Annotated in this window: 42 protein-coding genes and 1 rRNA gene; 39 read left to right on the top strand and 4 right to left on the bottom strand. The window is 47.0% G+C overall.

Features of this window, described 5'->3' with window-relative positions:
• Nucleotides 1-61 precede the first annotated feature (61 nt).
• From rpsS to rpsI, 29 genes are all read left to right on the top strand, one after another.
• Complete coding sequence (rpsS, locus tag L6H70_RS27505; protein ID WP_054943975.1) at nucleotides 62-340, top strand: 30S ribosomal protein S19; 279 nt, start codon at nucleotides 62-64, stop codon at nucleotides 338-340.
• Between the two features lie 35 nt (nucleotides 341-375).
• Nucleotides 376-708 carry a 50S ribosomal protein L22 gene (rplV, locus tag L6H70_RS27500; protein WP_019908228.1) on the top strand — a complete coding sequence of 111 codons (333 nt, stop codon included), beginning with the start codon at nucleotides 376-378 and terminating at the stop codon, nucleotides 706-708.
• 14 nt (nucleotides 709-722) lie between these two features.
• The gene (rpsC, locus tag L6H70_RS27495; protein ID WP_054943976.1) at nucleotides 723-1388 is read left to right on the top strand and encodes a 30S ribosomal protein S3; all 666 of its coding nucleotides are present in this window, start codon (nucleotides 723-725) and stop codon (nucleotides 1386-1388) included.
• A gap of 2 nt (nucleotides 1389-1390) precedes the next feature.
• Nucleotides 1391-1825: a 50S ribosomal protein L16 gene (rplP, locus tag L6H70_RS27490; protein WP_020427064.1), complete on the top strand. Its 435-nt coding sequence runs from the start codon at nucleotides 1391-1393 to the stop codon at nucleotides 1823-1825.
• Nucleotides 1815-2012: a 50S ribosomal protein L29 gene (gene rpmC, locus L6H70_RS27485; protein WP_019908232.1), complete on the top strand. Its 198-nt coding sequence runs from the start codon at nucleotides 1815-1817 to the stop codon at nucleotides 2010-2012. Before rplP ends, rpmC begins: the two co-directional genes overlap by 11 nt.
• 44 nt (nucleotides 2013-2056) lie before the next feature.
• On the top strand, nucleotides 2057-2323 hold the full coding sequence (gene rpsQ / locus L6H70_RS27480) for a 30S ribosomal protein S17 (protein WP_054943977.1): 267 nt from the start codon (nucleotides 2057-2059) through the stop codon (nucleotides 2321-2323).
• Nucleotides 2324-2361: 38 nt separating this feature from the next.
• A complete protein-coding gene (gene rplN, locus L6H70_RS27475) occupies nucleotides 2362-2730 on the top strand; it encodes a 50S ribosomal protein L14 (RefSeq protein ID WP_020427062.1) in 369 nt (122 codons plus the stop codon).
• Between the two features lie 59 nt (nucleotides 2731-2789).
• Entirely contained in the window at nucleotides 2790-3143 is a 354-nt protein-coding gene (gene rplX / locus L6H70_RS27470) for a 50S ribosomal protein L24 (protein ID WP_019908235.1), read from the top strand.
• A gap of 30 nt (nucleotides 3144-3173) precedes the next feature.
• Nucleotides 3174-3716, top strand: coding sequence for a 50S ribosomal protein L5 (gene rplE / locus L6H70_RS27465; RefSeq protein ID WP_038597061.1), 543 nt, complete (start codon nucleotides 3174-3176; stop codon nucleotides 3714-3716).
• Nucleotides 3717-3761: 45 nt separating this feature from the next.
• Complete coding sequence (locus tag L6H70_RS27460; RefSeq protein WP_036589425.1) at nucleotides 3762-3947, top strand: type Z 30S ribosomal protein S14; 186 nt, start codon at nucleotides 3762-3764, stop codon at nucleotides 3945-3947.
• A 32-nt stretch (nucleotides 3948-3979) separates the two neighbouring features.
• Nucleotides 3980-4378, top strand: coding sequence for a 30S ribosomal protein S8 (rpsH, locus tag L6H70_RS27455; RefSeq protein WP_019908239.1), 399 nt, complete (start codon nucleotides 3980-3982; stop codon nucleotides 4376-4378).
• Nucleotides 4379-4408: 30 nt separating this feature from the next.
• Nucleotides 4409-4951 carry a 50S ribosomal protein L6 gene (gene rplF, locus L6H70_RS27450; RefSeq protein WP_039877389.1) on the top strand — a complete coding sequence of 181 codons (543 nt, stop codon included), beginning with the start codon at nucleotides 4409-4411 and terminating at the stop codon, nucleotides 4949-4951.
• Nucleotides 4952-5035: 84 nt separating this feature from the next.
• Nucleotides 5036-5404, top strand: coding sequence for a 50S ribosomal protein L18 (gene rplR, locus L6H70_RS27445; protein WP_054943978.1), 369 nt, complete (start codon nucleotides 5036-5038; stop codon nucleotides 5402-5404).
• A 27-nt stretch (nucleotides 5405-5431) separates the two neighbouring features.
• Complete coding sequence (gene rpsE, locus L6H70_RS27440; RefSeq protein ID WP_036652980.1) at nucleotides 5432-5929, top strand: 30S ribosomal protein S5; 498 nt, start codon at nucleotides 5432-5434, stop codon at nucleotides 5927-5929.
• A gap of 14 nt (nucleotides 5930-5943) precedes the next feature.
• Nucleotides 5944-6129, top strand: a complete 186-nt coding sequence (gene rpmD / locus L6H70_RS27435; RefSeq protein ID WP_019908243.1) for a 50S ribosomal protein L30 — start codon at nucleotides 5944-5946, stop codon at nucleotides 6127-6129.
• A gap of 40 nt (nucleotides 6130-6169) precedes the next feature.
• The gene (gene rplO, locus L6H70_RS27430; RefSeq protein WP_020427058.1) at nucleotides 6170-6610 is read left to right on the top strand and encodes a 50S ribosomal protein L15; all 441 of its coding nucleotides are present in this window, start codon (nucleotides 6170-6172) and stop codon (nucleotides 6608-6610) included.
• Nucleotides 6610-7908 carry a preprotein translocase subunit SecY gene (secY, locus tag L6H70_RS27425; protein ID WP_206102159.1) on the top strand — a complete coding sequence of 433 codons (1299 nt, stop codon included), beginning with the start codon at nucleotides 6610-6612 and terminating at the stop codon, nucleotides 7906-7908. Before rplO ends, secY begins: the two co-directional genes overlap by 1 nt.
• Before the next feature lie 98 nt (nucleotides 7909-8006).
• A complete protein-coding gene (locus L6H70_RS27420) occupies nucleotides 8007-8651 on the top strand; it encodes an adenylate kinase (RefSeq protein ID WP_236337399.1) in 645 nt (214 codons plus the stop codon).
• A gap of 4 nt (nucleotides 8652-8655) precedes the next feature.
• Nucleotides 8656-9408, top strand: a complete 753-nt coding sequence (gene map, locus L6H70_RS27415; RefSeq protein WP_206102157.1) for a type I methionyl aminopeptidase — start codon at nucleotides 8656-8658, stop codon at nucleotides 9406-9408.
• An 11-nt stretch (nucleotides 9409-9419) separates the two neighbouring features.
• Nucleotides 9420-9728 carry a KOW domain-containing RNA-binding protein gene (locus L6H70_RS27410; RefSeq protein WP_236337397.1) on the top strand — a complete coding sequence of 103 codons (309 nt, stop codon included), beginning with the start codon at nucleotides 9420-9422 and terminating at the stop codon, nucleotides 9726-9728.
• Nucleotides 9729-9730: 2 nt separating this feature from the next.
• Nucleotides 9731-9946: a translation initiation factor IF-1 gene (gene infA, locus L6H70_RS27405; protein WP_018753971.1), complete on the top strand. Its 216-nt coding sequence runs from the start codon at nucleotides 9731-9733 to the stop codon at nucleotides 9944-9946.
• 53 nt (nucleotides 9947-9999) lie between these two features.
• On the top strand, nucleotides 10000-10113 hold the full coding sequence (gene rpmJ, locus L6H70_RS27400) for a 50S ribosomal protein L36 (protein WP_003322638.1): 114 nt from the start codon (nucleotides 10000-10002) through the stop codon (nucleotides 10111-10113).
• 19 nt (nucleotides 10114-10132) lie between these two features.
• Nucleotides 10133-10501 (top strand): 30S ribosomal protein S13, encoded by a 369-nt coding sequence (gene rpsM / locus L6H70_RS27395; RefSeq protein ID WP_020427053.1) that lies wholly within the window; start codon nucleotides 10133-10135, stop codon nucleotides 10499-10501.
• 19 nt (nucleotides 10502-10520) lie between these two features.
• On the top strand, nucleotides 10521-10916 hold the full coding sequence (rpsK, locus tag L6H70_RS27390) for a 30S ribosomal protein S11 (protein WP_020427052.1): 396 nt from the start codon (nucleotides 10521-10523) through the stop codon (nucleotides 10914-10916).
• Between the two features lie 131 nt (nucleotides 10917-11047).
• Nucleotides 11048-11992 (top strand): DNA-directed RNA polymerase subunit alpha, encoded by a 945-nt coding sequence (locus tag L6H70_RS27385; RefSeq protein WP_054943983.1) that lies wholly within the window; start codon nucleotides 11048-11050, stop codon nucleotides 11990-11992.
• Nucleotides 11993-12034: 42 nt separating this feature from the next.
• Complete coding sequence (gene rplQ / locus L6H70_RS27380; RefSeq protein ID WP_019908254.1) at nucleotides 12035-12400, top strand: 50S ribosomal protein L17; 366 nt, start codon at nucleotides 12035-12037, stop codon at nucleotides 12398-12400.
• Nucleotides 12401-12625: 225 nt separating this feature from the next.
• Nucleotides 12626-13405, top strand: coding sequence for a tRNA pseudouridine(38-40) synthase TruA (gene truA, locus L6H70_RS27375; protein ID WP_236337395.1), 780 nt, complete (start codon nucleotides 12626-12628; stop codon nucleotides 13403-13405).
• A gap of 234 nt (nucleotides 13406-13639) precedes the next feature.
• The gene (gene rplM, locus L6H70_RS27370; RefSeq protein WP_042140128.1) at nucleotides 13640-14077 is read left to right on the top strand and encodes a 50S ribosomal protein L13; all 438 of its coding nucleotides are present in this window, start codon (nucleotides 13640-13642) and stop codon (nucleotides 14075-14077) included.
• 20 nt (nucleotides 14078-14097) lie between these two features.
• Nucleotides 14098-14490 (top strand): 30S ribosomal protein S9, encoded by a 393-nt coding sequence (gene rpsI / locus L6H70_RS27365; protein WP_206102155.1) that lies wholly within the window; start codon nucleotides 14098-14100, stop codon nucleotides 14488-14490.
• A gap of 73 nt (nucleotides 14491-14563) precedes the next feature.
• Here rpsI and L6H70_RS27360 read toward each other — a convergent pair whose 3' ends face one another.
• Both L6H70_RS27360 and L6H70_RS27355 read right to left on the bottom strand, forming a co-directional pair.
• The gene (locus L6H70_RS27360) at nucleotides 14564-15451 is read right to left on the bottom strand and encodes an ImmA/IrrE family metallo-endopeptidase (protein WP_236337394.1); all 888 of its coding nucleotides are present in this window, start codon (nucleotides 15449-15451) and stop codon (nucleotides 14564-14566) included.
• Between the two features lie 93 nt (nucleotides 15452-15544).
• Complete coding sequence (locus L6H70_RS27355; RefSeq protein WP_236337393.1) at nucleotides 15545-15931, bottom strand: helix-turn-helix domain-containing protein; 387 nt, start codon at nucleotides 15929-15931, stop codon at nucleotides 15545-15547.
• 317 nt (nucleotides 15932-16248) lie between these two features.
• Between L6H70_RS27355 and L6H70_RS27350 the strand changes: the two genes are divergently transcribed.
• The 5 genes from L6H70_RS27350 (at nucleotide 16249) to L6H70_RS27330 (ending at nucleotide 20709) form a co-directional block, all read left to right on the top strand.
• Nucleotides 16249-16605, top strand: coding sequence for a hypothetical protein (locus tag L6H70_RS27350; RefSeq protein ID WP_236337392.1), 357 nt, complete (start codon nucleotides 16249-16251; stop codon nucleotides 16603-16605).
• A 151-nt stretch (nucleotides 16606-16756) separates the two neighbouring features.
• Nucleotides 16757-17449 carry a phosphoadenylyl-sulfate reductase gene (locus L6H70_RS27345; RefSeq protein WP_236337391.1) on the top strand — a complete coding sequence of 231 codons (693 nt, stop codon included), beginning with the start codon at nucleotides 16757-16759 and terminating at the stop codon, nucleotides 17447-17449.
• A gap of 57 nt (nucleotides 17450-17506) precedes the next feature.
• Nucleotides 17507-18679: a sulfate adenylyltransferase gene (sat, locus tag L6H70_RS27340; RefSeq protein ID WP_236337390.1), complete on the top strand. Its 1173-nt coding sequence runs from the start codon at nucleotides 17507-17509 to the stop codon at nucleotides 18677-18679.
• An 83-nt stretch (nucleotides 18680-18762) separates the two neighbouring features.
• Entirely contained in the window at nucleotides 18763-19509 is a 747-nt protein-coding gene (cwlD, locus tag L6H70_RS27335; protein WP_236337389.1) for an N-acetylmuramoyl-L-alanine amidase CwlD, read from the top strand.
• 90 nt (nucleotides 19510-19599) lie between these two features.
• The gene (locus tag L6H70_RS27330) at nucleotides 19600-20709 is read left to right on the top strand and encodes an Mrp/NBP35 family ATP-binding protein (RefSeq protein WP_236337388.1); all 1110 of its coding nucleotides are present in this window, start codon (nucleotides 19600-19602) and stop codon (nucleotides 20707-20709) included.
• A gap of 62 nt (nucleotides 20710-20771) precedes the next feature.
• Here L6H70_RS27330 and gerD read toward each other — a convergent pair whose 3' ends face one another.
• A complete protein-coding gene (gerD, locus tag L6H70_RS27325) occupies nucleotides 20772-21458 on the bottom strand; it encodes a spore germination lipoprotein GerD (RefSeq protein WP_236337386.1) in 687 nt (228 codons plus the stop codon).
• A 127-nt stretch (nucleotides 21459-21585) separates the two neighbouring features.
• Between gerD and L6H70_RS27320 the strand changes: the two genes are divergently transcribed.
• Entirely contained in the window at nucleotides 21586-22179 is a 594-nt protein-coding gene (locus L6H70_RS27320; RefSeq protein ID WP_236337421.1) for a KinB-signaling pathway activation protein, read from the top strand.
• Nucleotides 22180-22377: 198 nt separating this feature from the next.
• Nucleotides 22378-23199 carry a PPK2 family polyphosphate kinase gene (locus L6H70_RS27315; RefSeq protein ID WP_236337385.1) on the top strand — a complete coding sequence of 274 codons (822 nt, stop codon included), beginning with the start codon at nucleotides 22378-22380 and terminating at the stop codon, nucleotides 23197-23199.
• A 45-nt stretch (nucleotides 23200-23244) separates the two neighbouring features.
• On the opposite strand, the gene pdaB is transcribed toward L6H70_RS27315, so the two are convergent.
• Complete coding sequence (pdaB, locus tag L6H70_RS27310) at nucleotides 23245-24051, bottom strand: polysaccharide deacetylase family sporulation protein PdaB (protein WP_236337384.1); 807 nt, start codon at nucleotides 24049-24051, stop codon at nucleotides 23245-23247.
• Between the two features lie 98 nt (nucleotides 24052-24149).
• Between pdaB and L6H70_RS27305 the strand changes: the two genes are divergently transcribed.
• The 3 genes from L6H70_RS27305 to L6H70_RS27295 all read left to right on the top strand — a co-directional run.
• A complete protein-coding gene (locus tag L6H70_RS27305) occupies nucleotides 24150-24761 on the top strand; it encodes a stage II sporulation protein M (RefSeq protein ID WP_236337383.1) in 612 nt (203 codons plus the stop codon).
• Between the two features lie 247 nt (nucleotides 24762-25008).
• Complete coding sequence (locus L6H70_RS27300; RefSeq protein ID WP_025336637.1) at nucleotides 25009-25239, top strand: hypothetical protein; 231 nt, start codon at nucleotides 25009-25011, stop codon at nucleotides 25237-25239.
• Between the two features lie 362 nt (nucleotides 25240-25601).
• A 16S ribosomal RNA gene (locus L6H70_RS27295) occupies nucleotides 25602-25690 on the top strand; the annotation flags it as partial.

Raw genomic sequence — 25690 nt, 5'->3', positions numbered from 1 at the left:
GTTAGCAAGCGCGAAGCGTCGATTCGCGGTTTGAAGAACCGGATGAAGGGAGGATTCACACATGGGTCGCAGTTTAAAGAAGGGGCCGTTCATCGATGGCTACCTGCTGAAAAAAGTTGAGGAATTGAACGCGGCAGAAAAGAAAGTCGTAGTTAAAACCTGGTCCCGTCGCTCAACAATTTTCCCTCAGTTTATCGGACATACGTTTGGTGTATATGACGGCCGCAAACACGTGCCAGTATACGTAACGGAAGATATGGTAGGTCACAAGTTGGGCGAGTTCGCGCCAACACGTACTTACAAAGGCCACGCGGGTGACGATAAGAAAACAAGAAGATAATTAAAAAGGTCTTCGTTCGAGAGGAGGGAAAATAAATGGAAGCAAAAGCACATGCTAGATCGGTGCGGATTTCTGCTCGTAAAGCGAAACTGGTTGTTGACTTGATTCGCGGCAAGCAAGTGGGGGAAGCTATTGCAATTCTTCGCCACACTCCAAAATCCGCTTCTCCGGTAGTTGAAAAACTGCTTAACTCGGCGATTGCCAATGCTGAGCACAACTACTCCATGGACGTGAACAGTTTGTTCGTTAGCGAAGTTTTCGTTAACCAGGGTCCTACTATGAAACGTTTCCGTCCGCGCGCCATGGGTCGTGCAAGCCGGATCAATAAACGTACCAGCCACATTACTTTGGTGGTATCTGAGAAATAAGGGAGGGATAACACGTGGGTCAAAAGGTAAATCCAATCGGACTCCGAATCGGTATTATTCGCGATTGGGAATCGAAATGGTATGCAGGTAAAGATTTCGGTACTCTTTTAATGGAAGACGTCAAAATCCGTGAATACCTTAAAGGCAAGTTGAAAGATTCCTCTGTTTCCCGCATCGAGATTGAAAGAGCGGCAAGCCGAGTGAATGTTACAATTCACACTGCTAAACCAGGTATGGTAATTGGTAAAGGCGGAGCAGAAGTAGAAGTACTTCGCAGCGCTGTTACAGCAATTGCCGGTGGCAAAAAAGTCCACATCAACATCAACGAAATTAAGCACCCTGAATTGGATGCAATTCTTGTTGCTGAAAGCATTGCACAACAATTGGAACGTCGTGTATCGTTCCGTCGTGCTCTGAAACAAGCGATTCAAAGAACTATGCGTTCCGGCGCAAAGGGAATCAAAACTCAAGTTGGCGGACGTCTTGGCGGCGCTGAGATTGCCCGTTCAGAAGGTTATAGCGAAGGAACAGTTCCACTTCATACGCTTCGTGCCGATATCGATTACGGAACGGCTGAAGCACATACTACTTATGGCCGTATCGGTGTAAAAGTATGGATCTACCGTGGAGAAGTTCTTCCCCCAGCTAAGAAACAAGCTGCTCAGGAAGGAGGCAACTAATCATGTTGGTACCAAAACGCGTTAAACACCGCAAGCAACAACGCGGTCACATGAAGGGTATGGCAAAAGGCGGTACTGAGCTGAACTTCGGCGAATTCGGCCTGCAGGCATTGGAACCATCTTGGATCACTAACCGTCAGATCGAAGCTGCCCGTATTGCAATGACACGTTACATCAAACGTGGTGGTCAGGTTTGGATCAAGATTTTCCCAGATAAGCCTATTACTCAAAAGCCTCTTGAGGTTCGTATGGGTAGTGGTAAAGGTAACGTTGAGAAATGGGTAGCCGTAGTTAAACCGGGCAAGATTATGTTCGAACTCGGAGGCGTGTCGGAAGAAATCGCTCGTGAAGCGATGCGTCTTGCCGCTCACAAGCTGCCTGTAAAGACTAAGTTTGTGAAACGTGAAGAATTGGGTGGTGAAGCAAATGAAAGCTAATGAACTTCGCAACTTAACCACTGCCGAGATTGAACAGAAGATCGCTGGATTCAAAGAAGAACTCTTCAATCTCCGTTTCCAATTGGCTACTGGCCAGCTGGATAACCCGACTCGGATTCGTGATGTGCGTAAGGAAATAGCTCGTGCTAAAACCGTTATCCATCAAAGAGTACTTGGGATTAGTTAAGTGAGGGCGGATCAACAGATCCGTAATCAGGAAGGAGGCTAACTATGAGCGAAGAACGTAATGCACGTAAAGTGCTGATCGGTAAAGTAGTCAGCGATAAAATGGATAAAACCATCGTAATTGCTGTTGAAACCTATAAAAAGCACAACTTGTATCACAAACGCATCAAGTCCACGAAGAAATTCAAGGCACATGATGAGGAAAACGTTGCGAAAATCGGTGATGTTGTTAAAATCATGGAAACTCGTCCGTTGTCCAAGGACAAACGCTGGAGACTTGTTGAAGTGGTAGAAGCAGCGGTTATCATCTAAGATAATCAGGAAGTTTTTCCGGAAGGAGGAAATTAATAATGATTCAACCATTTACACGTTTGCATGTGGCTGACAACTCTGGTGCGAAGGAACTGATGTGTATCCGCGTACTGGGTGGTACTGGACGCCGTACAGCAGCAATCGGTGATCTGATCGTTTGTTCCGTTAAACAAGCAACACCAGGCGGCGTTGTCAAAAAGGGTGATGTTGTTAAAGCGGTGGTTGTTCGTACTAAACGTTCTGTTCGCCGTAAAGACGGTTCTTACATCTCTTTCGATGAAAACGCAGCTGTTGTTGTTAAAGACGACAGAAGCCCACGCGGAACACGTATCTTCGGACCAGTTGCTCGCGAACTTCGCGATAAAGACTACATGAAGATCGTTTCCTTGGCACCGGAAGTAATCTAATAAGTTGCTTATGAAGTAACGTGAAGTTCTGAGAAGGCTAGTCATAGGAGGTGTAATAAATGCCTAGAGTGAAAAAAGTTCTGGAATCCCATAACAATAAACTGCACGTTAAAAAAGATGATGTGGTACTTGTGATCAGCGGGAAAGACAAAGGTAAAAAAGGCCGTGTCATCGCTGCTTATCCTCGTGAAAACCGCGTCCTGGTAGAAGGCGTAAACATGGTGAAGAAACACCAGAAGCCGAACCAGTTGAATCCGCAAGGCGGAATCATCGAGCAGGAAGCTTCGATCCATGTGTCCAATGTAATGCACATTGATCCGAAGAGCGGTAAAGTTACTCGTATCGGTTACAAAGTGCTCGATAACGGTAAAAAGGTTCGGGTAGCTAAGAGATCCGGAGAGATTATCGACTAATACAGTCCTAAAGAAAGGAGGTAAATCTTCATGGCAGCAAGAATGAAAGAACGTTATTTGAATGAAATTACACCTGCTCTGATGCAGAAGTTCAACTATACAACTGTTATGCAAGTGCCTAAGATCGAGAAAGTTGTCATCAACATGGGTGTGGGTGACGCTGTTCAAAACTCCAAAGTGCTTGACGCTGCAGTTAACGACTTGCAACTGATCGCTGGTCAAAAGCCGGTAATCACTAAAGCCAAAAAATCCATCGCCGGTTTCAAACTGCGCGAAAACATGCCGATTGGGGTTAAAGTAACACTGCGCGGCGAGCGTATGTATTACTTCCTGGACAAATTGTTCAACGTAACGCTTCCACGCGTACGTGACTTCCGTGGTGTTTCCACTAAAGCCTTCGACGGCCGTGGTAACTACACACTTGGTCTTAAAGAACAACTGATCTTCCCTGAAATCGAGTATGACAAAGTGGATAAGGTCCGCGGTATGGACATCGTTATCGTAACTACTGCAAAGACGGACGAGGAATCCCGCGAGCTGCTGAATCAGCTGGGAATGCCTTTCGCTAAGTAAGAATCATCCATTTCTCCGAAACTGTTTAGGAGGTGTCAGGCTAAAGTGGCAAAAACTTCGATGAAAGTTAAACAACAACGCGAGCCTAAGTTCAAAGTACGTGCATATACACGTTGCGAGCGTTGCGGTCGTCCACATTCGGTACTGCAAAAGTTCAAAATTTGCAGAATTTGTTTCCGTGAGTTAGCTTATAAAGGCCAGATCCCTGGCGTGAAAAAAGCAAGTTGGTAAGAAGTTTATAAACGGGAAGGAGGTTTACACACATGACTATGTCTGATCCTATTGCAGATATGCTTACTCGTATTCGTAACGCCAACACTGTGCGTCACGAGACAGTAGAAATGCCTGCTTCTACTATGAAAAAACAAATCGCGGACATCTTGAAGCGTGAAGGTTTCATCCGTGATGCGGAATTCGTTGAAGATAGCAAACAAGGGATTATCCGTATCTTCTTGAAATACGGCCCTAACCAAGAGCGCGTTATCTCTGGTCTGAAAAGAATCAGTAAACCAGGCCTTCGCGTTTACACGAAGAGCAATGAAGTGCCTCGTGTACTCGGCGGCCTTGGAATCGCGATTATCTCCACATCTAAGGGAGTTATGACCGACAAAGAAGCTCGTCAATCAAAATCGGGCGGAGAAGTTGTCTGCTACATTTGGTAATAAACGTCACAAGATAAGGAGGTGCAACACATGTCTCGTATTGGTCGCAAACCAATCGCAGTACCTAGCGGTGTAGATGTCACTTTAGACAACGCCGTTATTACAGTAAAAGGTCCTAAAGGCACTTTGACTCGTGAGCTTCATAAAGACATGAAGGTTACAGTTGAAAATAACGAAATCACCGTTGTTCGCCCGTCGGACAACAAATTGCATCGTTCACTTCACGGCACAACCCGCTCCGTTGTCAGCAACATGGTAAGCGGTGTGACTGAAGGTTTCTCGAAATCTCTGGAGCTGGTTGGGGTCGGATATCGTGCAAGCAAATCCGGAGATAAAATCGTTCTGAACGTTGGTTACTCCCACCCGGTTGAAATCACACCGGAAGCGGGCATCGAGTTCGAAGTTCCTGCGAACACGAAAATCATCGTTAGAGGTATCGATAAAGAACGCGTTGGCGCATATGCTGCCAAAATCCGTTCCGTACGTGAACCAGAACCGTACAAAGGTAAAGGTATCAAATATGAAGGCGAGCGTATCATCCGCAAAGAAGGTAAAGCCGGTAAGAAGAAATAATCGGCTTACCCTTCATTGTAAGATACCCCGTGCATCTTAAAGTGAAGCTGTTTACGGCAAACTGAAGGGAGTGAAAGGGAAGTCATGATTACAAAAGAGGATAAAAACAAGGCTCGTCTCAAGAGACACCTGCGGGTTCGTAAGAAGATCCAAGGAACTACTGAGCGTCCACGTTTGAACGTGTTCCGTTCTTCGAAACACATCTACGCTCAACTGATCGATGACGTGACAGGCGTTACTATCGTATCCGCCTCGACACTGGACAAAGAATTGAGCGCTACAATCGGCAATGGCGGCAGCGTTGAAGCTGCAAGCAAAGTGGGTCAATTGATCGCTGAGCGCGCTAAAGCTAAAGGTTATGCAGTGGTTGTATTTGACCGCGGTGGATACTTGTACCATGGACGGATTCAAGCTTTGGCTGATGCAGCTCGCGAAGCTGGTCTTGAATTCTAGAATATTTCTTAAAAGGAGGTTAACGACTTGCGTGTAGATCCGAACAGTTTAGAGCTGACAGAAAGAGTTGTACACATTAACCGTGTAGCAAAAGTTGTAAAAGGCGGACGCCGTTTCAGCTTTAGCGCACTTGTTGTTGTGGGCGATGGCAACGGCTACGTCGGTGCTGGTATCGGTAAAGCCGGCGAAGTTCCGGATGCCATCCGTAAAGGCATTGAAGACGCCAAGAAAAACCTGATTCACATTCCGATCGTAGGAACTTCGATTCCCCACTTGGTTACTGGACATTTCGGCGCAGGACGCGTTCTGCTGAAACCAGCATCCGAAGGTACTGGCGTTATCGCTGGCGGACCAGTTCGTGCGGTATTGGAATTGGCAGGCGTTGGCGACATCTTGACAAAATCTTTGGGTTCTTCGAATTCCATGAACATGGTCAATGCAACTTTGGAGGGTCTTTCCCGTCTGAAGCGCATTGAAGAGGTCGCGAAGCTTCGCGGCAAATCTGTCGAAGAATTGCGCGGTTAAGGAGGGGAACGTCAATGGCTAAATTGCAAATTACCCTCGTACGCAGCGTAATCGGACGTCCAGAAACACAACGTGTTACTGTTAAGACGCTCGGCCTGCGTAAAACTAACTCGTCCGTGGTTCACAATGACACTCCTGCAATTCGCGGAATGATCAACAAAGTGAGCCACTTGCTTTCCGTTACTGAAATCGAAGGCTAAACGCCTTGCATAAATTAACAAACATAAGGAGGTGCAAACGATGAAGTTACATGAACTTGCTCCAGCTCCTGGATCCCGTAAAGAACGCAACCGCGTTGGTCGCGGACCAAGTAGCGGGAACGGTAAAACTTCCGGACGCGGTCACAAAGGTCAGAACTCCCGTTCCGGCGGTGGTGTTCGTCCGGGCTTCGAGGGTGGACAAAACCCACTCTATCGTCGTCTGCCTAAACGTGGTTTCATCAATCCTACCCGTAAAGAGTATGCGATTGTGAACCTGGAAGATCTGAACAGCTTTGCTGAAGGAACTGAAGTGACTCCACAGTTGCTGATTGAAACTGGTGTTGTCAAGAATTCCAAGAGCGGCATCAAGATCCTCGGTAATGGCGAACTTGCCGTTAAATTGACTGTACAAGCAAATAAGTTCTCTCAATCTGCGGTAGAGAAAATCGAGGCTGCCGGCGGTAAAACCGAGGTGATCTAATGTTCAAGACGCTTAAGAATATATGGCATGTTGAAGATTTGCGCAAAAAGATCCTGTTTACCCTGTTCGTTCTGATCATTTACCGCATCGGTTCGTTTGTACCGGTTCCCGGTGTGAACAAAGAAGTACTGGAATCAACAAATCAAAGCGGCGACGCTTTGATGGGTCTTTTGAACACCTTCTCGGGCGGAGCGCTCAAAAACTTCTCGATTTTTGCGATTAGTATTTACCCGTACATTACAGCTTCCATCATTGTGCAATTGCTCTCGATGGATGTTATCCCTAAGTTTGCCGAATGGGCTAAACAAGGGGAGCACGGGAAAAAGCAACTGGCGCAAATCACCCGGTACGGTACGGTTGTACTCGGTCTGATTCAAGCGTTTGCCACTTCAATCGGGTTTAACCGGATTTATGGCACTGAGATGATTCCAAATGCTACCTTTGCGGATTACCTGCTTATTGCGATCATACTGACTGCAGGTACATCGTTCTTGATGTGGCTCGGTGAGCAGATCACTGAAAAGGGAATAGGAAACGGGATTTCGATCCTGATTTTTGCGGGAATCGTCGCCGCCATACCGGGATATATCACGACTACGGCGCAGTCAAGCTTTATTCAGCCGGATCAGGTGTTCCTGAATATTCTTAAAGTCGTTATTGTACTGATTGTGATTGTGGCGATTATTACAGGGGTTATCTTTGTACAACAAGGTATCCGTAAAATCCCTGTACAATATGCCAAACGCGTAGTCGGTAACAAAATGTACGGTGGACAGAATACGCACATTCCGCTTAAAATCAATGCGGCAGGTGTAATTCCGGTTATCTTCGCCGTATCACTGCTTCAATTTCCAATTGTAATCTCCAGCTTCTGGGCCAGTCATGAATGGGCTAAATGGGTTACTGCTAATCTTTACTATGATAAGCCGCTCGGCATGCTACTTTACGTAGTGATGATCATCGGATTTACGTTCTTCTATACGTTCGTTCAGATGAATCCGCAGCAAATGGCTGACAATATGAAGAAGAACGGTGGCTACATCCCAGGTATTCGTCCAGGTAAAGCTACAGAGAAGTATCTGACTCGGGTAATGTCCCGTCTGACTATGTCCGGCGCGATTTTCCTGGCTCTGATCTCTGTACTGCCGGTATTCTTTGGGAACTTGTCCGGACTACCCCGTTCCGTGAAGATTGGCGGTACTTCACTGCTGATCGTCATCGGTGTAGCCCTGGATACGATGAAGCAGATCGAGAGCCAATTGATCAAACGCCATTACAAAGGCTTCATCAATAAATAGGCGATAGGTTCCGGCGAAGCTTAAGGTCTGCTTACTTCCCGGCACCTATTGTGCTGTTTCTTGCTTGGTGGCGAACTTTTGGGGGGAGAAGAGAAATCGTGAACATTTTATTCATGGGCCCTCCTGGGGCAGGCAAGGGAACGCAAGCTGCTGTAATCGTAAAAGAACTTGGCATTCCGCATATTTCAACAGGCGATGCCTTCCGCTTGGCAATCAAGCAGGAGACTCCGGTTGGGCTGAAAGCCAAGTCTTATATAGATCAAGGTTTGCTTGTACCTGATGATGTGACCATTGGAATCGTTGAAGAACGGCTCCAGCAGTCCGATTGCGAAAAAGGTTTCTTATTGGATGGTTTTCCAAGAACCCTTTCGCAAGCGGAAGCGCTGGAAGAGCTTTTAAGCCGGGCTGGCAGTTCCCTTGATCATGTGATCAACTTGAATGTGGACCGTGGACTGCTGATGGCGCGCCTTACCGGACGCCGGATTTGCAAAGTTTGCGGTGCATCCTACCATTTAATTTTCAACCCGCCGAAGCAAGAAGGCATTTGCGACATTGATGGCGGCGAATTGTATCAACGTCCGGATGACAACGAAGAGAGTGTAGGCAAACGTCTGGATGAGTATGATAATAAGACAGCGCCATTGCTTGCATTTTATGAGAATAAAGGTCTTTTGCGTCAGGTAAACGGAGAGAACGAAATAGGCGTCGTTACTTCCGAAATCGTATCTTTGCTGCGGGGTTAATGTAATGATCATTTGTAAATCCGAACAGGAACTTGCCTTCATGAGGGAAGCTGGTCGAATTGTTGCCGAGAGTCACCGCCTGATCGCTCAGGCCATTGAGCCGGGGATCACCACCGGTGAGCTCGACAGAATCGCCGATCAATACATTCGCAGTCAAGGTGCTGTGCCGTCTTTCAAAGGTTACAACGGTTTTCCTGCCAGCATTTGCGCTTCAGTCAACGAACAATTGGTGCATGGATTTCCGGGGAAACGCAAACTGATCGAAGGCGACATTGTTACGCTGGATATTGGTGCAGAGTACCGCGGGTATCACGGTGATTCCGCTTGGACCTACGGAGTGGGCAGCATTTCCGAAGATGCTCAGCGTTTGCTGGACGTGACGGAAGGCTCCTTGTACGCAGGACTGGCGTTAGTCAAACCGGATGTGCGCTTGTTTACAATCTCCCATGCGATCCAAACATATATCGAAGACGCCGGATTCTCCGTCGTACGCGAGTATGTAGGTCATGGCATCGGGGCAGAACTGCATGAAGAACCGCAAATTCCGAACTATGGCATAGCGGACCGCGGACCACGTCTGAAACCGGGTATGGTACTCGCGATTGAGCCGATGGTGAACGCAGGGGACAGATATGTCAGAACTCTGGAAGATAACTGGACGGTCGTTACGGTAGACGGTTCACTCTGTGCTCATTTTGAGCATACAGTAGCAGTTACACCGGACGGCATGGAAATTTTCACAAAACTGAATGCGTAGGTGATCTTCACGTGAATACTGGGAGCAGCCCGCAGGTTGGTCAAATCGTGAGAATTCTCAAAGGCAAAGATGCCGGAGAGGCTGCCGTTGTTATCGCAGTTATTGATAGCAGATTTGTATACATTGCTGATGGAGACAAACGAAAGTTTGATGGGCCGAAAAAGAAGAATATCGGACATTTGGAGCTCATACCTTTCATAAGCAGTGAGGTTGTAAATAGTTTGGAAGAAACCGGCCGGGTAACCAATGGAAAGCTGCGGTTCGCAGTGATGAAATATGGAAGTCCAGCTGGAATAAGTGCTGATGAGAAAGGAGACTAACTGTGGCTAAGGAAGATGTCATTGAAGTGGAAGGAACGGTCATTGAGCCGTTGCCTAATGCAACGTTTAAGGTTGAGCTTGAGAACGGTCATCAAATACTTGCCCATGTGTCCGGGAAATTGCGGATGCACTTTATCCGTATCCTAACCGGAGACAAAGTGGTCGTGCAGTTATCGCCTTACGATTTATCTAAGGGCCGTATAACTTACCGTAAATAGATGGGAACTACAACGAAAGTTTTGCTTCGCAAAACTTTGAGGAGGTAATTAACATGAAGGTAAGACCTTCTGTGAAGCCCATTTGCGAAAAATGCAAAGTCATCCGCCGCAAAGGGACTGTTATGGTAATTTGCGAAAATCCGAAACACAAACAAAAACAAGGTTAAGAAGGGGGTGTAGCGTAAAATGGCTCGTATAGCTGGAGTGGATTTGCCACGTGACAAACGCGTTGAGATCGCCTTGACTTATATTTTCGGAATCGGTAAAACGACTTCCCAGAAAATTCTTAATGAAACAGGCATTGACGTTAACACACGTGTCCGTGATTTGACGGAAGATGAAGTCAGCAAACTGCGTGAAATGATCGACAAATCGGTCAAGGTTGAAGGTGACCTGCGTCGTGAAATTTCCTTGAATATTAAGCGTCTTACTGAGATCGGCTGTTACCGCGGTGTTCGCCACCGTCGTGGATTGCCTGTTCGCGGTCAACGTACTAAAACAAATGCCCGTACCCGTAAAGGCCCGCGTCGTACGGTAGCAAACAAAAAGAAATAAGAAGAGGTGATAAGAGACAATGGCTAAACCGAAAAAAGTCGTACGTACTAAACGTCGCGACCGGAAAAATATCGAGTCTGGCGTGGCACACATCCGTTCCACGTTCAACAACACTATCGTTACGATCACGGATCCTCACGGAAATGCAATTTCCTGGGCGAGCTCCGGTGGTCAAGGATTCAAAGGTTCCCGTAAATCGACTCCATTTGCAGCGCAAATGGCAGCCGAAACAGCTGCTAAAGCAGCTATGGAACACGGCATGAAGTCCGTTGAAGTTATGGTTAAAGGACCGGGCGCGGGCCGCGAAGCAGCCATCCGTTCCCTTCAGGCCGCAGGCCTTGAAGTAAACCTCATTAAAGACGTAACTCCGGTTCCTCACAATGGATGCCGTCCGCCGAAGCGTCGCCGCGTATAGTGAAATCAGAATTGTGATTGTGGTATAATTCTGACGCATCTGCTAATAATAGGTGTTTAGGCATACTACATGATGCACCTGATGGGGTGACAGTTTCATATAGGAGCGACGTTTGAAGGAGGGGTACACTCGTGATAGAAATCGAAAAGCCGAAGATTGAGACCGTAGAAGCCAATGATGAAGGAACCTATGGGAAATTCGTAGTTGAACCGCTGGAACGTGGATATGGCACGACTCTGGGGAACTCGCTTCGCCGGATCTTGCTTTCCTCCCTTCCGGGAGCCGCAGTGACTTCGGTCCAAATTGACGGCGTTCTGCATGAGTTCTCGACCGTTCCTGGCGTAATGGAAGATGTGACGGAAATCATTCTGAACCTTAAGGCTCTTTCCCTGAAGATTCATTCAGATGAAGAGAAAGTGTTCGAGATTGATGCTGAGGGTGAAGGCATCGTTACCGCAGGTGATATCCGTGCGGACAGCGATGTTGAAATCCTCAATCCGGATCTTCATATTGCAACGCTGGGACCTGGCGCGAGACTTCACATGCGTATTTTTGCAGGCCGTGGTCGCGGCTATGTCCAAGCAGACCGGAACAAACGCGACGATCAGCCAATCGGTGTTATTCCAGTTGACTCTATCTACACTCCTATCTCCCGCGTAAACTACGGCATCGATAATACTCGTGTCGGTCAAGTGACGAACTATGACAAGTTGACGCTGGAAGTTTGGACAGATGGAAGTATCAGACCGGAAGAGGCTGTAAGCCTCGGAGCCAAAATTTTGAACGAGCACCTCGTTTTGTTCGTAGGACTTACGGACGAAGCGAAAGACGCCGAAATTATGGTTGAAAAAGAAGAAGACAAAAAAGAAAAAGTGCTTGAGATGACAATCGAAGAACTTGATCTTTCTGTCCGTTCCTACAACTGCCTCAAACGTGCTGGTATTAATACCGTACAAGAGCTGACTACGAAAACTGAAGAAGATATGATGAAGGTTCGTAACCTGGGCCGCAAATCTTTGGAAGAAGTTCAAGAGAAGCTTGAGGAACTTGGTTTGGGTCTTCGTACAGAAGAATAGTTATCAGATTGCTTGAGTACTTGAGTGAAGGAGGGAAAACAAATGGCATACCAAAAATTGGGCCGTGATTCCAGTGCGCGTAAAGCGTTGTTCCGCGACATGGTAACGGATCTGTTCCTATACGAACGCATCCAGACAACGGAAGCCAAAGCGAAGGAAGTTCGTTCCATCGCTGAGAAACTGATCACTAAAGCGAAAAAGGGCGATCTTCATGCTCGTCGTCAAGTAGCTGCTTTTGTTCGTCGTGAGACTGTAGACGGTGAGCAAGATGCAATCCAAAAATTGTTCTCTGATATTGCTCCTCGTTACACAGAGCGTCCAGGCGGATACACTCGTATCCTGAAGCTGGGACCTCGCCGTGGCGATGCTGCGCCTATGGTTTATCTTGAACTGGTAGACCGCGCGTAAGTATACAAGTCATGATTTCCGATTTGACTCTTTAAGTTCATGATCTCCGGAGATTGAGCAGTAAGTATTATTGTTATTGTGCCGCAGGGGCGTTTAGGCCCTGCTGTACCAATAACCGCGGGAATCACCTTGTAAAGAGTAGAAGGAGCTCCCGCCGGGGCTCTTTTTTTTTGAAGACGATGGATGGTTAGTGTAAGTGAGCAACAGGGTGAAAGGAAGAACGGAATGCGCAATCTATTGATGAAAGTCAATTATGACGGAACCCATTATGATGGCTTTCAGACCCAGCCTCAGGGCAATACGATTCAGGACCGGCTGGAACAGGCAATCCTTCATTTGACCGGCGAGACGCTGAAGATAACAGCCTCTGGACGGACAGATGCAGGTGTTCATGCTTATGGCCAGCCGTTTAACTTCATTACTTCCTCGCAGATTCCGCTGGAACGCTGGTGTCTGGCGCTCAACGCCAGATTGCCGCAGGATATCGTGGTCACTGAGGCTAAAGAGGTTCCGCTCTCGTTCCACTCCCGTAGAGGGGCTAAGCGCAAAACCTACCGATACACGATTAACGGCAACCGGTTCCCGGATCCGTTCCAGCGGCGACTGCAGTACCATCACCCGGTGAAGCTCGATATCCCGGCCATGCAGCAGGGACTTGCACATCTTCTGGGCACCCATGACTTTACTTCGTTTGCCTCGCGGAAGTCTACGAAGACCTCCCATGTGCGGACGATTTTTGAAGCTTCTATGGAGATTGACCGTAGTATGTGCCGTCCGGGCTCGTCTGACCAGGGGGTTATTCATACTTATATTACCGGCAGCGGATTTTTGCAGCATATGGTTCGCATCATTATGGGAACGCTGATTCAAGTGGGTGAGCGCAAGTATCAGGCGGATAAGGTTGCGGATATTCTGGCAGCATGCGACCGTGCAGCTGCTGGACCAACGGCTGTAGCCAAAGGACTCGCGCTGTGGAGTGTGGAATATGACCAGGACAGTTTGTGATGATCTGGAAACTATGTATTTCGTGAAAATATAGACTTTCTATTTAAAAATCACTTGCACTTGTCATGTTTATGCTGTAATATAAAAGTTGTGTTTTCTTGATGGCTATCCCACAGCCCCGATCAGGAAAATGCCAACAAACAAGCTTTTCTTAACTCACATAATCGTAATTCCAATGAGAAATTAGATATACGAAACAGATGATTTTCGTACGAGAACAAGGAGGAAACATTCATGCGTACCACCTATATGGCGAAGCCGAACGAAGTTGAACGCAATTGGCACATTATTGATGCCGAAGGCAAAACACTTGGTCGTTTGGCAAGCGAAGCCGCTGCTTTGATCCGTGGCAAACACAAACCGCAATTTACCCCACACGTTGATACAGGGGATTTCGTAATTGTTATCAACGCTGAGAAGATTCACCTGACAGGCAAGAAAATGCAAAATAAGAAATACTACCGTCACTCGATGCACCCAGGTGGCTTGAAAGTCACTGTTGCAGAAGACCTGATCAAAACTAAACCTGAGCGCATGATTGAATTTGCAGTTCACGGTATGATTCCTAAGACTCGTCAAGGGGATCACATGAAGTTGAGATTGAAAGTTTATGCAGGCGCTGAGCATCCACATGCAGCACAAAAACCTGAAGTTTACGAACTTCGCGGATAAGAATAGAGGAGGACAGTTTCATGGCACAAGTACAATACTATGGGACAGGTCGTCGTAAACATTCGGTAGCACGTGTTCGCCTTGTACCGGGTGAAGGACGCATTGTCATTAACAAACGTGAGATGGACGAATACTTCGGTGTAGAAACATTGAAGATGATCGTAAAACAACCTTTGAACCTGACTGAAACACTGGGCAACTACGATGTAATCGTTCTTGCACATGGTGGTGGCATTTCCGGTCAAGCTGGCGCAATCCGTCACGGTATCGCCCGTGCGCTGCTGAAAGTTGACCCTGAATACCGCGGCGCTCTGAAAAAAGCCGGCTTCCTGACTCGTGACCCACGTATGAAGGAACGTAAGAAATACGGCCTCAAAGCTGCTCGTCGTGCTCCACAGTTCTCGAAACGTTAATATTCCTTTCAAGGAAATCAAGCCTCTGGCCCTTCGGGTCAGGGGCTTTTATTATATTCTGGATCGCCTCCTCTTAATTAAACCTCCGTGTTAATCTCTGATCTGTTTCAATAATCTGTTCAACGTCACGCATATGAACTACAAATGTACTCTTGGAAAATCCATATCTGAAGACCAGCCGGTGAATTTGCAAAGTTAGTTGCCCGTCGAAACAAATGATATCTCCACTAATAGTGGGTTCAACAGCAAGATCTTTCAATGCCTCCCATTCAATCTCCTGGAAACGTTCATCTCTGGGGATAAGCAGTTCATATTGTGTAGTCAAAGTTTCATAATCCAGACTTACGATTAACTGGTCAGGGCCCTCAAAGGTGCTGTGAGGGTCATAATAGGCGAATATTTCTGTCTTATCGGAAAACTCAATGTGCTGCTGGTTGCCCGTAGATGAGGATTTGTGAGTGAATAACCCGATCCTTAGCTCGCCCTCGTATTCGCGACGCAAAATTTGGTCAAATCGTGCCTTGGCCATCTCTCTCGGAACACCGAAAGTGCCTGATAACTGCTGGATTGTCATGTTGTAATCCTCTGGCAGCTGCTGAAGGTTAATCATAAAGTAAGGCATAGATGCGTATAGGACAAATTTTTCAGCATCTATCTCCTGGGCTTTAATGAAAAAGTCCGGCATAATGAGCTGATTGCCTGCATGCCTGAGGACGTGGCAAAGCTCATGCAGAAAATCAAGCCGCTGCTTCATTGGAGGAAGACGGCTGTCTAACAGAATGCAGCGCATGCCTGAATCTGACTCATAGGCGCGGCTGCCGATGGGTGAGTATTGAACGTAAATGTTAAGGGCTTGAGCAAGCACTTGGATTGTAATTTGCTCGGGAGAGGCAATGTGATGCTCTATGTAAAGCTGCTCGACAAACTGTTCAAGCTGAGTTTTTTTGTAATGGTTAAACATTAGGAACCTCCTTATAGGAATGTATGTTCGTATATATGGGTGCGTGAAATCAGCTCGTTAGCTGAAACCACGATAATGCGAAGCATCGGTATTTTATTGCTTGTCCTCTGTTTTTTTCTTCTCTGCATCTTTAATAAAGTTCCAAAAGGTAAGCATCTCCCGCTTCCGTTCTTCCGGAGCACCAAGGTAATCTTTGAAGAACAGACTGTGCTCCGGGTTGTTGATAAAGGCCTCAAATTCGGAAAAATCCTGATGAAGGGAAGTTGCCTCCTCAGGTCTGAAGGCCAAGCGGTCCATTTCTTCTGTAGTTATCCCCAACGCACGGCATACTTTAATCACATTATCTACAGATGCTCCGCCTACACCACGCATTAACATTGATCTGAGTGTAGTATAGGGAATTCCTGCCTTTTCCGCAAATGCCTTTGTGTTCAGGCCGGTTTCCTCAATCAACTTTTTTAAGACTTCAGCCCTACGCACATATAGCCCTCCTCTGAGCACAGCAAATATACGTTATTTCGCATTACCTCTTTATTATAATAACGCTATAAAGGAATGTAAATGTTCAATATCGTATTTTAATAGCATTTATGATTTGACAAAGTACGCAACTGAGTATAATATGGGTGTAAAATACGCAATTGAGTACTACGAACTCAAAGAAGCATTTGAGAAAAGGGGGGCGAATATTTAAAAATTGGACAGCCTCTGAACCATCATGAATATTTTTCTCGAATTGTTCTTGAATTCGTACGACATAAGCGACACAACAAAACACAGAAGGGAACGATGAGATAATGCCTATACAAAAATCGCAAACGATAGAAGATCAGCTGCAAAAATTGACGGAAGCGTTTACCAAGCTGTCAGCAGAGAATATGAGCTCGAACACCAAACTCAAGCTGTTAGAAGAGAACGTTAACCGCCAAGAAGACCATATAAAGCGAATTAATGAATCGGTCAGCGAAATGAAACGGCAGTTTAACATCATTACGGGAAAATTTAATCAGATCGAGAACAGGATTTTTATGCTTCTACAGCAATCGGGAAAAGAAAATCAGGCAGAGCGTAAGTTTTGGATGGATCTTTTGAAATATGTACTCGGTGGAACGATCTTTGTGATTATCGGATACATTTTTATAGGCGGGGGATAAGATAGCGGTAAAAAAATGTGCGCATCAAACTTTCAACCAAAATGGAAAAAACCATTGACTTCGGCCCCGGATGCCTTATACTATTCCATATAAGAATAGTTGGAATTGACGGGATTGGATGTTTTTAATACCAGGATGGAGGAATAAGATTATGAATCTGCTTGAGAAAGAAGATTTGATCAAAGTTAAGGCTGAGGAACTGGAGAATGCTTCTCCGGAAGACATTATCCGCTGGGCAGTAGAGACCTTCCCTAATATAACGTTTGCCTGCAGCTTCGGTGCCGAAGATGTAGTGCTTGTGGATATGCTTCAGAAAGTAAGTCCGTCGACGGATGTGTTTTACCTGGATACAGATTATCACTTCAAAGAAACTTACGAGACAAGAGATATTATGGCTGATAAATACGGAATGGAATTTGTCCGTGTATCGCCGCAGATTACCATTGAGGAACAAGCGCTTCAATATGGTGAGGCTTTGTGGAATGTAGATCCTAACCAGTGCTGTGCGATCCGTAAGGTAGAGCCGCTTACCCGTATTCTTTCCCAGTATGATGCTTGGATCACCGGTATCCGCCGGGACCAGGCACCAACCCGGGCTAACGCCAAAAAAGTAGAATACGACTATAAATTTGGCCTGGTTAAATTTAACCCGATCGCCGATTGGACATCCGAGGATGTTTGGAACTATATCCGTGAGAATAATGTAGTGTATAACCCGCTGCATGACCGTAACTTCCCGAGCATCGGCTGTGAACAGTGCACCCGTGCGGTAATGCCTGGTGAAGACCCACGCGCCGGAAGATGGTCGGGATCTGAGAAAACGGAATGCGGGCTTCACAAATAATCAGTTACTAATCAGCTACTCATATAAAGTGTAAAGACACAGGAGGAGAGAAATTAGATGACGTCAATACTTCCACACGGAGGAACACTGATTCAGCGTATTGTGGAGGGAGCGCAGCGGGAACAATTGCTGCAGCAAGCTTCAGGCTACAAATCCATTGCAATTAATACTTGGACAATATCCGACCTGGATCTTATTGGTGTCGGGGCATTTTCTCCGCTTACCGGCTTCCTCAATGAAGAAGACTACCATTCGGTAGTCACCAGTATGCGCCTATCCAATGGTACAGTATGGAGTATTCCGATTACGTTGGCTGTCCAAGATGAAGTAGCTTCCGGCCTTGCTGTTGGTGACACTGTCTCGCTGGTTGGTGAAGAAGACGGTGTCATCTACGGTTTGCTGGATATCGAGAGCATCTACAGCGTGGACCAGCAGGTTGAGGCACAAAATGTGTTCAAAACCACGGATCCCGAGCATCCCGGTGTGAGTAAGCTCCTGGCCCGCCCAACGACTTATGTGGGAGGCCCAATTACTGTTCTTAACCGTCCGCAGCCGGCGAAGTTCGGAGAGTTCTATTTCGATCCTGCAGAGACGCGCAAGACCTTCGCCGAAAAAGGCTGGAGAACCGTTGTAGGCTTCCAGACGCGTAATCCTGTTCATCGTGCCCATGAGTACATTCAGAAGTGTGCTATGGAAGTTGTAGACGCGCTGTTCTTGAACCCTTTGGTGGGTGAGACCAAATCTGATGACGTTCCGGCCAATGTGCGGATGAAGAGCTATTTGGCACTCCTGGAAAACTATTATCCGGGAGACCGGACCTTCCTGGGCGTCTTTCCGGCAGCGATGCGTTATGCTGGTCCTAGAGAAGCGATTTTCCATGCAATGGTACGTAAGAATTACGGCTGTACCCATTTTATAGTTGGCCGTGACCATGCCGGTGTAGGTGACTACTACGGTACGTATGAAGCCCAGGAGATTTTCAGCAACTTCACTGCTGAGGAACTTGGGATTACTCCATTATTTTTCGAGCACAGCTTCTTCTGCATCAAATGCGGAAATATGGCCTCAAGTAAGACATGCCCGCATCCGGCTGATCAGCATTTGACTCTGTCGGGTACAAAGGTACGTGCGCTGCTGCGTGACGGTAAGTGCCCGCCTCCTGAATTTACCCGCCCTGAGGTTGCGGAGATTCTGATTGAAGGCATGTCCCAGGAAGTCACTTCCCGATAATCAATAATTATAGAGCCAGTACTATTTGGCCCCCTTGTCCCATATAGATGAGTAGAATCTATCGGGACGAGGGGGTCTTTGCTATGTCTGGCCGAAAGGAAGATAAGGTCTCGGTCTGGATCGCGTGGAGCAGTATTAAAAAAAGTATTCTGGGAGCGGTGCTTCTGGCTGTGATGATCGGCATAATAGCTTATGATATGCCTACCGCCAAGACACTGAACTATTGGAGCCTGCCGCTGTCCGGTAAAATTATCGCCATTGATGCCGGGCATGGAGGCCCTGACGGGGGAGCGGTAAGCCGGGAGGGCTTGATCGAGAAGGATATCAATCTCTCCGTTTCCCTGTATCTGCGTGACTATTTGCAGCAGGCGGGAGCGATTGTGGTCATGACACGCGAGGGGGACTATGACCTGGCCCAGGAGGGGACAAAAGGGTATTCCAAGCGCAAGACAGAGGACCTGAAGCAGCGGGTCAGAAGTATTGAAGAGGAAGGGGCCGACCTTTTTATCAGTGTGCATATGAACAGTGTGCCTTCGAACCGCTGGAGCGGAGCACAGACCTTTTACTTTCCGAATAACGAAGGCAATAAGGCATTAGCCGGATTCGTTCAGGATGAGCTGCGTAGCACTCTGGAGAATACAGACCGTGTGGCGAAAACTGTGAATACGGTGTATCTGCTCAAAATGCTGAAAATGCCGGCTGCACTGGTTGAGGTAGGGTTCCTGTCCCATCCCCAGGAGTCAGTCCTGCTTGGCGACGATGTGTATCAGCGGAAAGTAGCAACGGGCATTTACCGGGGGATTTTGCGGTATGCCTCGGAGCAGCCCTGAGCAGGGACTACTCATCTGTAGAAGGGTAATGCTATAATAGACAAAAAAACCGGAGCCTTACCCGTCCGGAACGAAACAGAGGTGCTATCCATGCTGACCAAGGAACAAATTCAGGAACTTTTGCAGCCGCTCACAGACCCGGAATCCGGTAAAAGCCTTATTGATTTGCAGTTGATCCGCGACATAATGGTCAAAGAGGATAGAATATCGTTATCCGTCATCTGTCTTGAGGAAGATGAGAAAAGCCGGATGGAACTGGAGCAGAGGGTGCGTGACCTGCTTACAGCTAGCGGGGTGTCTAATGTCCATATCCGGCTGCGCAATGCAACCGATTATGAGCGTTCTATTTTGCGCGGAGAGAGCTCTGAGGATGAGCCGGACACAGAACAGGGGGAAGGGCTCAAAGGACACGCAGCGGGTCTTGAGGGCCATGAATTGATCAATGAGAAGTCCGGTGTAAACTTCATTGCGGTGGCCAGTGGCAAAGGCGGTGTAGGGAAATCGACTGTGACGGTTAACCTCGCAGTGGCCCTGGCACGTAAGGGTAAGAGAGTCGGACTGATCGATGCCGATATCTATGGCTTTAGTATTCCGGATATGATGGGAATCGAGGAAGGACCAATAGTTGAAGAGGGTACGATAATTCCTGTAGAACGTTTCGGAGTCAAAGTCATGTCTATGGGCTTTTTCATCCGTGAGAATAGTCCGGTAATCTGGAGAGGTCCGATGCTCGGCAAAATGCTCCGCCAGTTCTTTAGCGATGTGGGCTGGGGGAAGCTTGATTACATGCTGCTGGATCTTCCTCCTGGAACGGGCGATGTGGCGCTGGATGTACACCAGATGCTTCCGCACAGCAAAGAGATTATTGTAACCACCCCGCATGCCACAGCGGCCTTTGTTGCCGCGAGAGCGGGCTCTATGGCTCTGCAGACCGATCATGAGGTGCTTGGTGTCATCGAGAATATGGCTTATTATGAATGCTCCTCCTGTGGCAAGAAGGATTATATTTTCGGCCGCGGGGGCGGAGCAAGGCTGGCGGAGACGCTGCATACGGAGCTGCTTGCCCAGGTACCGCTTGGCGCACCGGACAATCATATCTCTGAGCCCGACTTTTCGCCGTCTGTATACAAAGCAGAAACACCGACCGCACAGCTGTTTGCAGAGGTTGCCGATAAGCTTATTGCCAAGTATGAACAATAATCCAAAAAAGCCAAAATGCATAAAAAGAGGCATTCCCCAACATAGGGGATGCCTCTTTTGTTTTAAGATCCGGAATCGCCTTCGCCTTCCTGCTTAGAGCTGTCACTGCCGCCTCCGGATTCTCCTTCTTTACCTCCGCCCTTTTTCTGAACCTTAGGCTGAAGCTCATCCTGAACAACTGTTTTTAGCAGACTTAGCACTTCCATGCGGAATAAGGGGTTTTGCATGGCTTCCTGCATAATGGTCATAGATTGCTTACGGTAATCTGAGGTCTTAGTAAGGTCTAGAAACATTTTCATCATTTCAGGTGATTTCATGATTTCTTCAATGGATTTTTGATAAGTGGGATCTTTGATCAGCTGAAGATGAAGTTCCTTACTCTGGCTGTTGATTGCCTTTGCGAATTCACCGGCGAATGTCGGATCGGTCATGATTTTTTCGAATTCTTTTTGATATTCCGGAGCAGTGATTGTATCTTTAACTGCTATCCGGATCTGTTCCGTGGTTTGGAGCGGCATCATTTTCATGCTCATACCGCTGCCACTGCCCCCTTCGGAGCCGGAGCTTGAGCTCAGCGCTTCTTCAACCGCCTTTTTTCCTTCATCGCTTTTTAATATATCGACAACCATCGTCTTCATTTCCTTATATCCCATCTGGCTGGAAGAACTGCTCTGTTCCCCTCCGCAGGCTGTTAAGGCGAAAACCAAGCTTAATGCCAAGCCCCCTGACAACAAACTCCTCCACTTCATTGGCGCTGCCCTCCTTTATAGGAATCCTGACTGTAGTATGCCGCACGGTCACCCAGGTTATGTTACAGGGCAATGGTTTTTTGACGGCAACCTTGGTAAAATAAATCACACAGGGGAGGTGGAGTGGCTGAGTATAAGAAAATGGTATCATTTGTTCTGGACCACACTTTTAATTGGGGCTGCCACGGCTGTTCTGGCCGGATTGATGCTACAGGCTGTAAATGGCGGAATTGAATTTAAAAGCACAGCAGATCTGCTTATTTACCCGCTGATTCTTCTTGGTTACGGGATGCTTGTTAGCGTTTACGCGCAGCTGGGGTTTTTCGCCTATCTGATCCTCAACTACATGGGCATCGGCGTATTTCCCCGCAAAGCATGGCAGTACATACAATTAGTATTGGCTGTTCTGGCATTGCTTGAACTGGTCTTTCTGCGTACCTTTGTTGGGGGAGACAGGAATGGTGTATCTGATCTGATCCTGGGAATTGGAATTCTGCTCACAGCCCTTATAGTGTCCTACTTCAAAGTGCGGAGCACGAACGCAACTGCCGCAGTTCCGACTTTTTTCTTTATGACAGCCATCACCATTGTAGAAACGGTGGGTGTACTTCAGATAGGCGTTGACAGTGCGACTGTTTTTATTGTCGTTCCGCTGATTGCCTGCAATGCATTCCAGATTTTGAGATTGCACCGCATTCTTAAGCCGAAGCCGCCGTTATAATCGAATTCAGCGTAAAACCCCGACACTCCAAGGAGCCGGGGTTTTTGTTCAAATATAAGTTTTCTCTGATCATTCCAGCAGCGATTAAAATTAAAACAAGAAGGTTAATCTTAAGGAACAGCTTACATAACATGCACCTGAGATTTCATAACGGGTCTGCCTGAAATCCGGCCAGCAAAACTTTGAGGAGGGGCATATATGAACATTAAGCGTTATATGATAAAAGACACAAGTGATAAAATCCTGAGCAAGCTCGATCCGGATGAAAGCGGCGAATTTAATTCCAAAGAGGAAGCCGAGGCAAAGATGGAGAAGCTCAAGATTCGCCTTGCCGAGCTGCAGGATATTCTGTTCGCACAGAAAAAGCACTCCCTGCTCGTGATTCTTCAAGGGATGGATTCAAGCGGGAAAGACGGAACAGTAAAGCATATATTCTCTGGTATTAATCCGCAGGGTTTTATTGTTACGAGCTTCAAAAAGCCCTCACTGGAGGAGGAGGCTCATGATTTCCTGTGGAGAGTGCATATGAAGACTCCGCCGAAAGGCTACATCGCTGCCTTCAACCGCTCCCATTATGAGGATGTGCTGGTGCCGCGTGTACATGGAAGTCTGAAAAAGGATGACATGAAGCGGCGGTTCCGCTATATCCGCCAGTTCGAAGAAATGTTGGTGGAAGAGGGGACAACGATTATCAAGCTCTTTTTGCATATCTCTAAGGAGAAGCAGCTCGAGAAAATTCAGGAGCGGCTTCAGGATCCGACCAAACATTGGAAGTTTGATGTCAGTGATCTGCAGGAGCGGCAATACTGGAATGATTATCAAAAAGCTTATGAAGATGTTTTTCGTGAGACAGGCACAGAAGGAGCCCCTTGGTATTGGATCCCGGCTAATCACCGTTGGTACCGCAATTATCTGGCTTTGGCTATCGTGGTGAAGACACTGGAAAGCCTTGACCTGAGTTATCCGAAGCTGGATACCCCCACACCAGAGATTTCGGAGCTCATATCCCCGCGCCACTGATAAAGGTTCTGCCAGACAACTTGCGGTACTGTACGGTTTAAGGAATTATAGTCCTGCGGCGTCTTCCAGTCCTTCATTCAGTGAAGCGGAATCCCGGACTTCTGTACCGTCGGCACTGCTCTGGCTGATCAATTCAGAGACCGTGACGAATTCATAGCCCTTACTGCGGAGATTGTCAATAATAAGCGGAAGTGCCTCATGTGTCTGTTTGCAGGAATCGCTGGCATGGAGCAGAACAATATCTCCCGGATGGGCTTTGCTGGTTACGCGCTTTACGATATTATCTACACCGATGTTTTTCCAGTCCAGGGAGTCGGTATCCCACTGGATAACCTTGTAGCCCAGATCGCTGGCAACCTGAAGCACTCTTTTATCAAAATCGCCATTCGGCATGCGGATCAAATTCGGTTCTTTACCCGTTAACTCGGTTAAGACGGTATGAGCTGTTGAGATTTGAGTACGGATCTCCTCGTTGCTCAAAGTACTGTAGTTAACATGCTTATGGCCGTGGCTGCCGATTTCATATCCTGCCTCTTTAATACTTGTAACAATTTCCGGATGCGTTTTGCTCCAGGGCGAGGAGAGGAAGAAGGTGGCCTTATCCACTTTTTTGTCCTCCAGCACCTTTAGAATCGGTTCAGGCCTCTTTTCACCCCAGCTAATGTCAAAGGTTAAGGCGATCAGCTTCTTCTCCGTTGGTACACTGTAAATCGCAGACGGGGCCGGCGAATCCGAAAAAACGGTAATATTGCCCCTCTCGACGTACACAACACCAGCGGCAAGAAGCGCAGCGGCAAAGATATAAATGAACCGTTTTATCTTTTTGCCGCTGAATACATAAAAAGAATTCATACTTGCAGCGCTCCTCTCCCATGCGAAATGGCTTGTTTGTTCTAAATGTATGCTCGTACCTACCGCTTATGACTGACAATAATTTATAGGAGGAACCTATGTTCTCATTTTCAACATTTGCCAAAGATTTAGGGACAATCCGCAAAACCTTGCTGGTTGCGCTGATTCTATTCCTAGCAGGAGGAGTGCTCGGCTGGATAGGTACCGGAAGTCTACAGAAGCTGCTCGCCCAGCAGTTAGAGGGGTTAAGTGAAATCAGCGGGAATCTCAGAGATTCAGAGCACCCGCAGTGGAGCTTTTTTGTGTTTATATTTGCGAACAACAGCATCAAAAGTGTAGTAGTTATCTTTCTGGGGGCACTGTTCGGAGTCGTACCGGCTGCATTCTTACTGATTAACGGAGGCGTGATCGGCTACTTGATTCATTTGTCAGCTATGCAGGGCCAGGATCTATTTCAGCTGATAGTAAAAGGACTGCTTCCCCACGGAATTATCGAGATACCGGCAATAATCATCGCTTGTGCTTTTGGTCTTCACTTTGGCGGTAAAGTGATTCTCAGCTTATTCAGCCCATCCCGCGAAAAAGAGCAGGGGAACCGGAACTGGTCCGGGTTTATGCGGCAGACATTTACAGCGTCGGTGTGGATTGTAATCCTTCTGTTCATTGCAGCAATCATTGAAAGTACAATTACGTTGTCTCTTTTATCATAAAAATCCAGGGAAATGAGCATAACATTAAAGCCATTCAAATTTGGGGGATCCTGACAACACGACGCGCAGGCATAAGGGGCGAGGCCATGAGGGAATTTTGGAGATTATGGTTATAGTTCTTTTGCTCCGGTTAATTTAGTGTAACAGGTATATTCACAGCTTTTCCCACCAAATGGACTAACTTCTATCACACAAACAGCAGCATTTTAGGTTTTGATCTTAAAATACCACGAAGGAGGCCAAGCATATGTTGGGAATGTTGTTCAATGAGAAGGAGTGCAAGGAGCTGGACTATGTTTTGCGAAAAGAGCTTGACGAGATGCTCCTTGATTTAAGTGATCAGCGTTTGGACCAGAATATCAGGCATGCCATTGCCAACCGATATAAAACCGTATTCCGCATGTACGCGCGTTTTGCTCCGCAGAAAGAGTTGTCTAAGTATGCATGGGGCGGCCGTTCATCCCAGTTCAAACATTGAAATAATAAGCTGCTGCTCACAAGTTTGTGTGCTTGGCCATTAATTTAATCAAATAGGTTGACTAAAAGGGAGCGTCCGTGATACATTATATCTCGCGCTCCTTTTCGATGTTTGATTAGTAGCTGCAAGGCAAGGAAAAATGAAAAATAACTTTTTTCAAAAAAACACTTGCCAAAATGATAAGTACTATGATATATTATAAAGGTCGCTGCTGAGACGCGGCGAAGTGTTAAAAAGAGAGACATTGATCTTTGAAAACTGAACAACGAGTGAGTGGGAGATCACGAAAGTGAGATCCAAAATTAGAGAATGCAAATTCTCGTCAGATGCTTCAAAATGAGCAATCGCTCTTTCTAAATACCAATTTGGAGAGTTTGATCCTGGCTCAGGACGAACGCTGGCGGCGTGCCTAATACATGCAAGTCGAGCGGAGCTTATCCTTCGGGGTAAG

Source organism: Paenibacillus auburnensis, from assembly GCF_927798115.1.
GTDB lineage: Bacteria > Bacillota > Bacilli > Paenibacillales > Paenibacillaceae > Paenibacillus_AQ > Paenibacillus_AQ auburnensis.
This window is presented reverse-complemented; position numbering and strand designations above follow the sequence as displayed.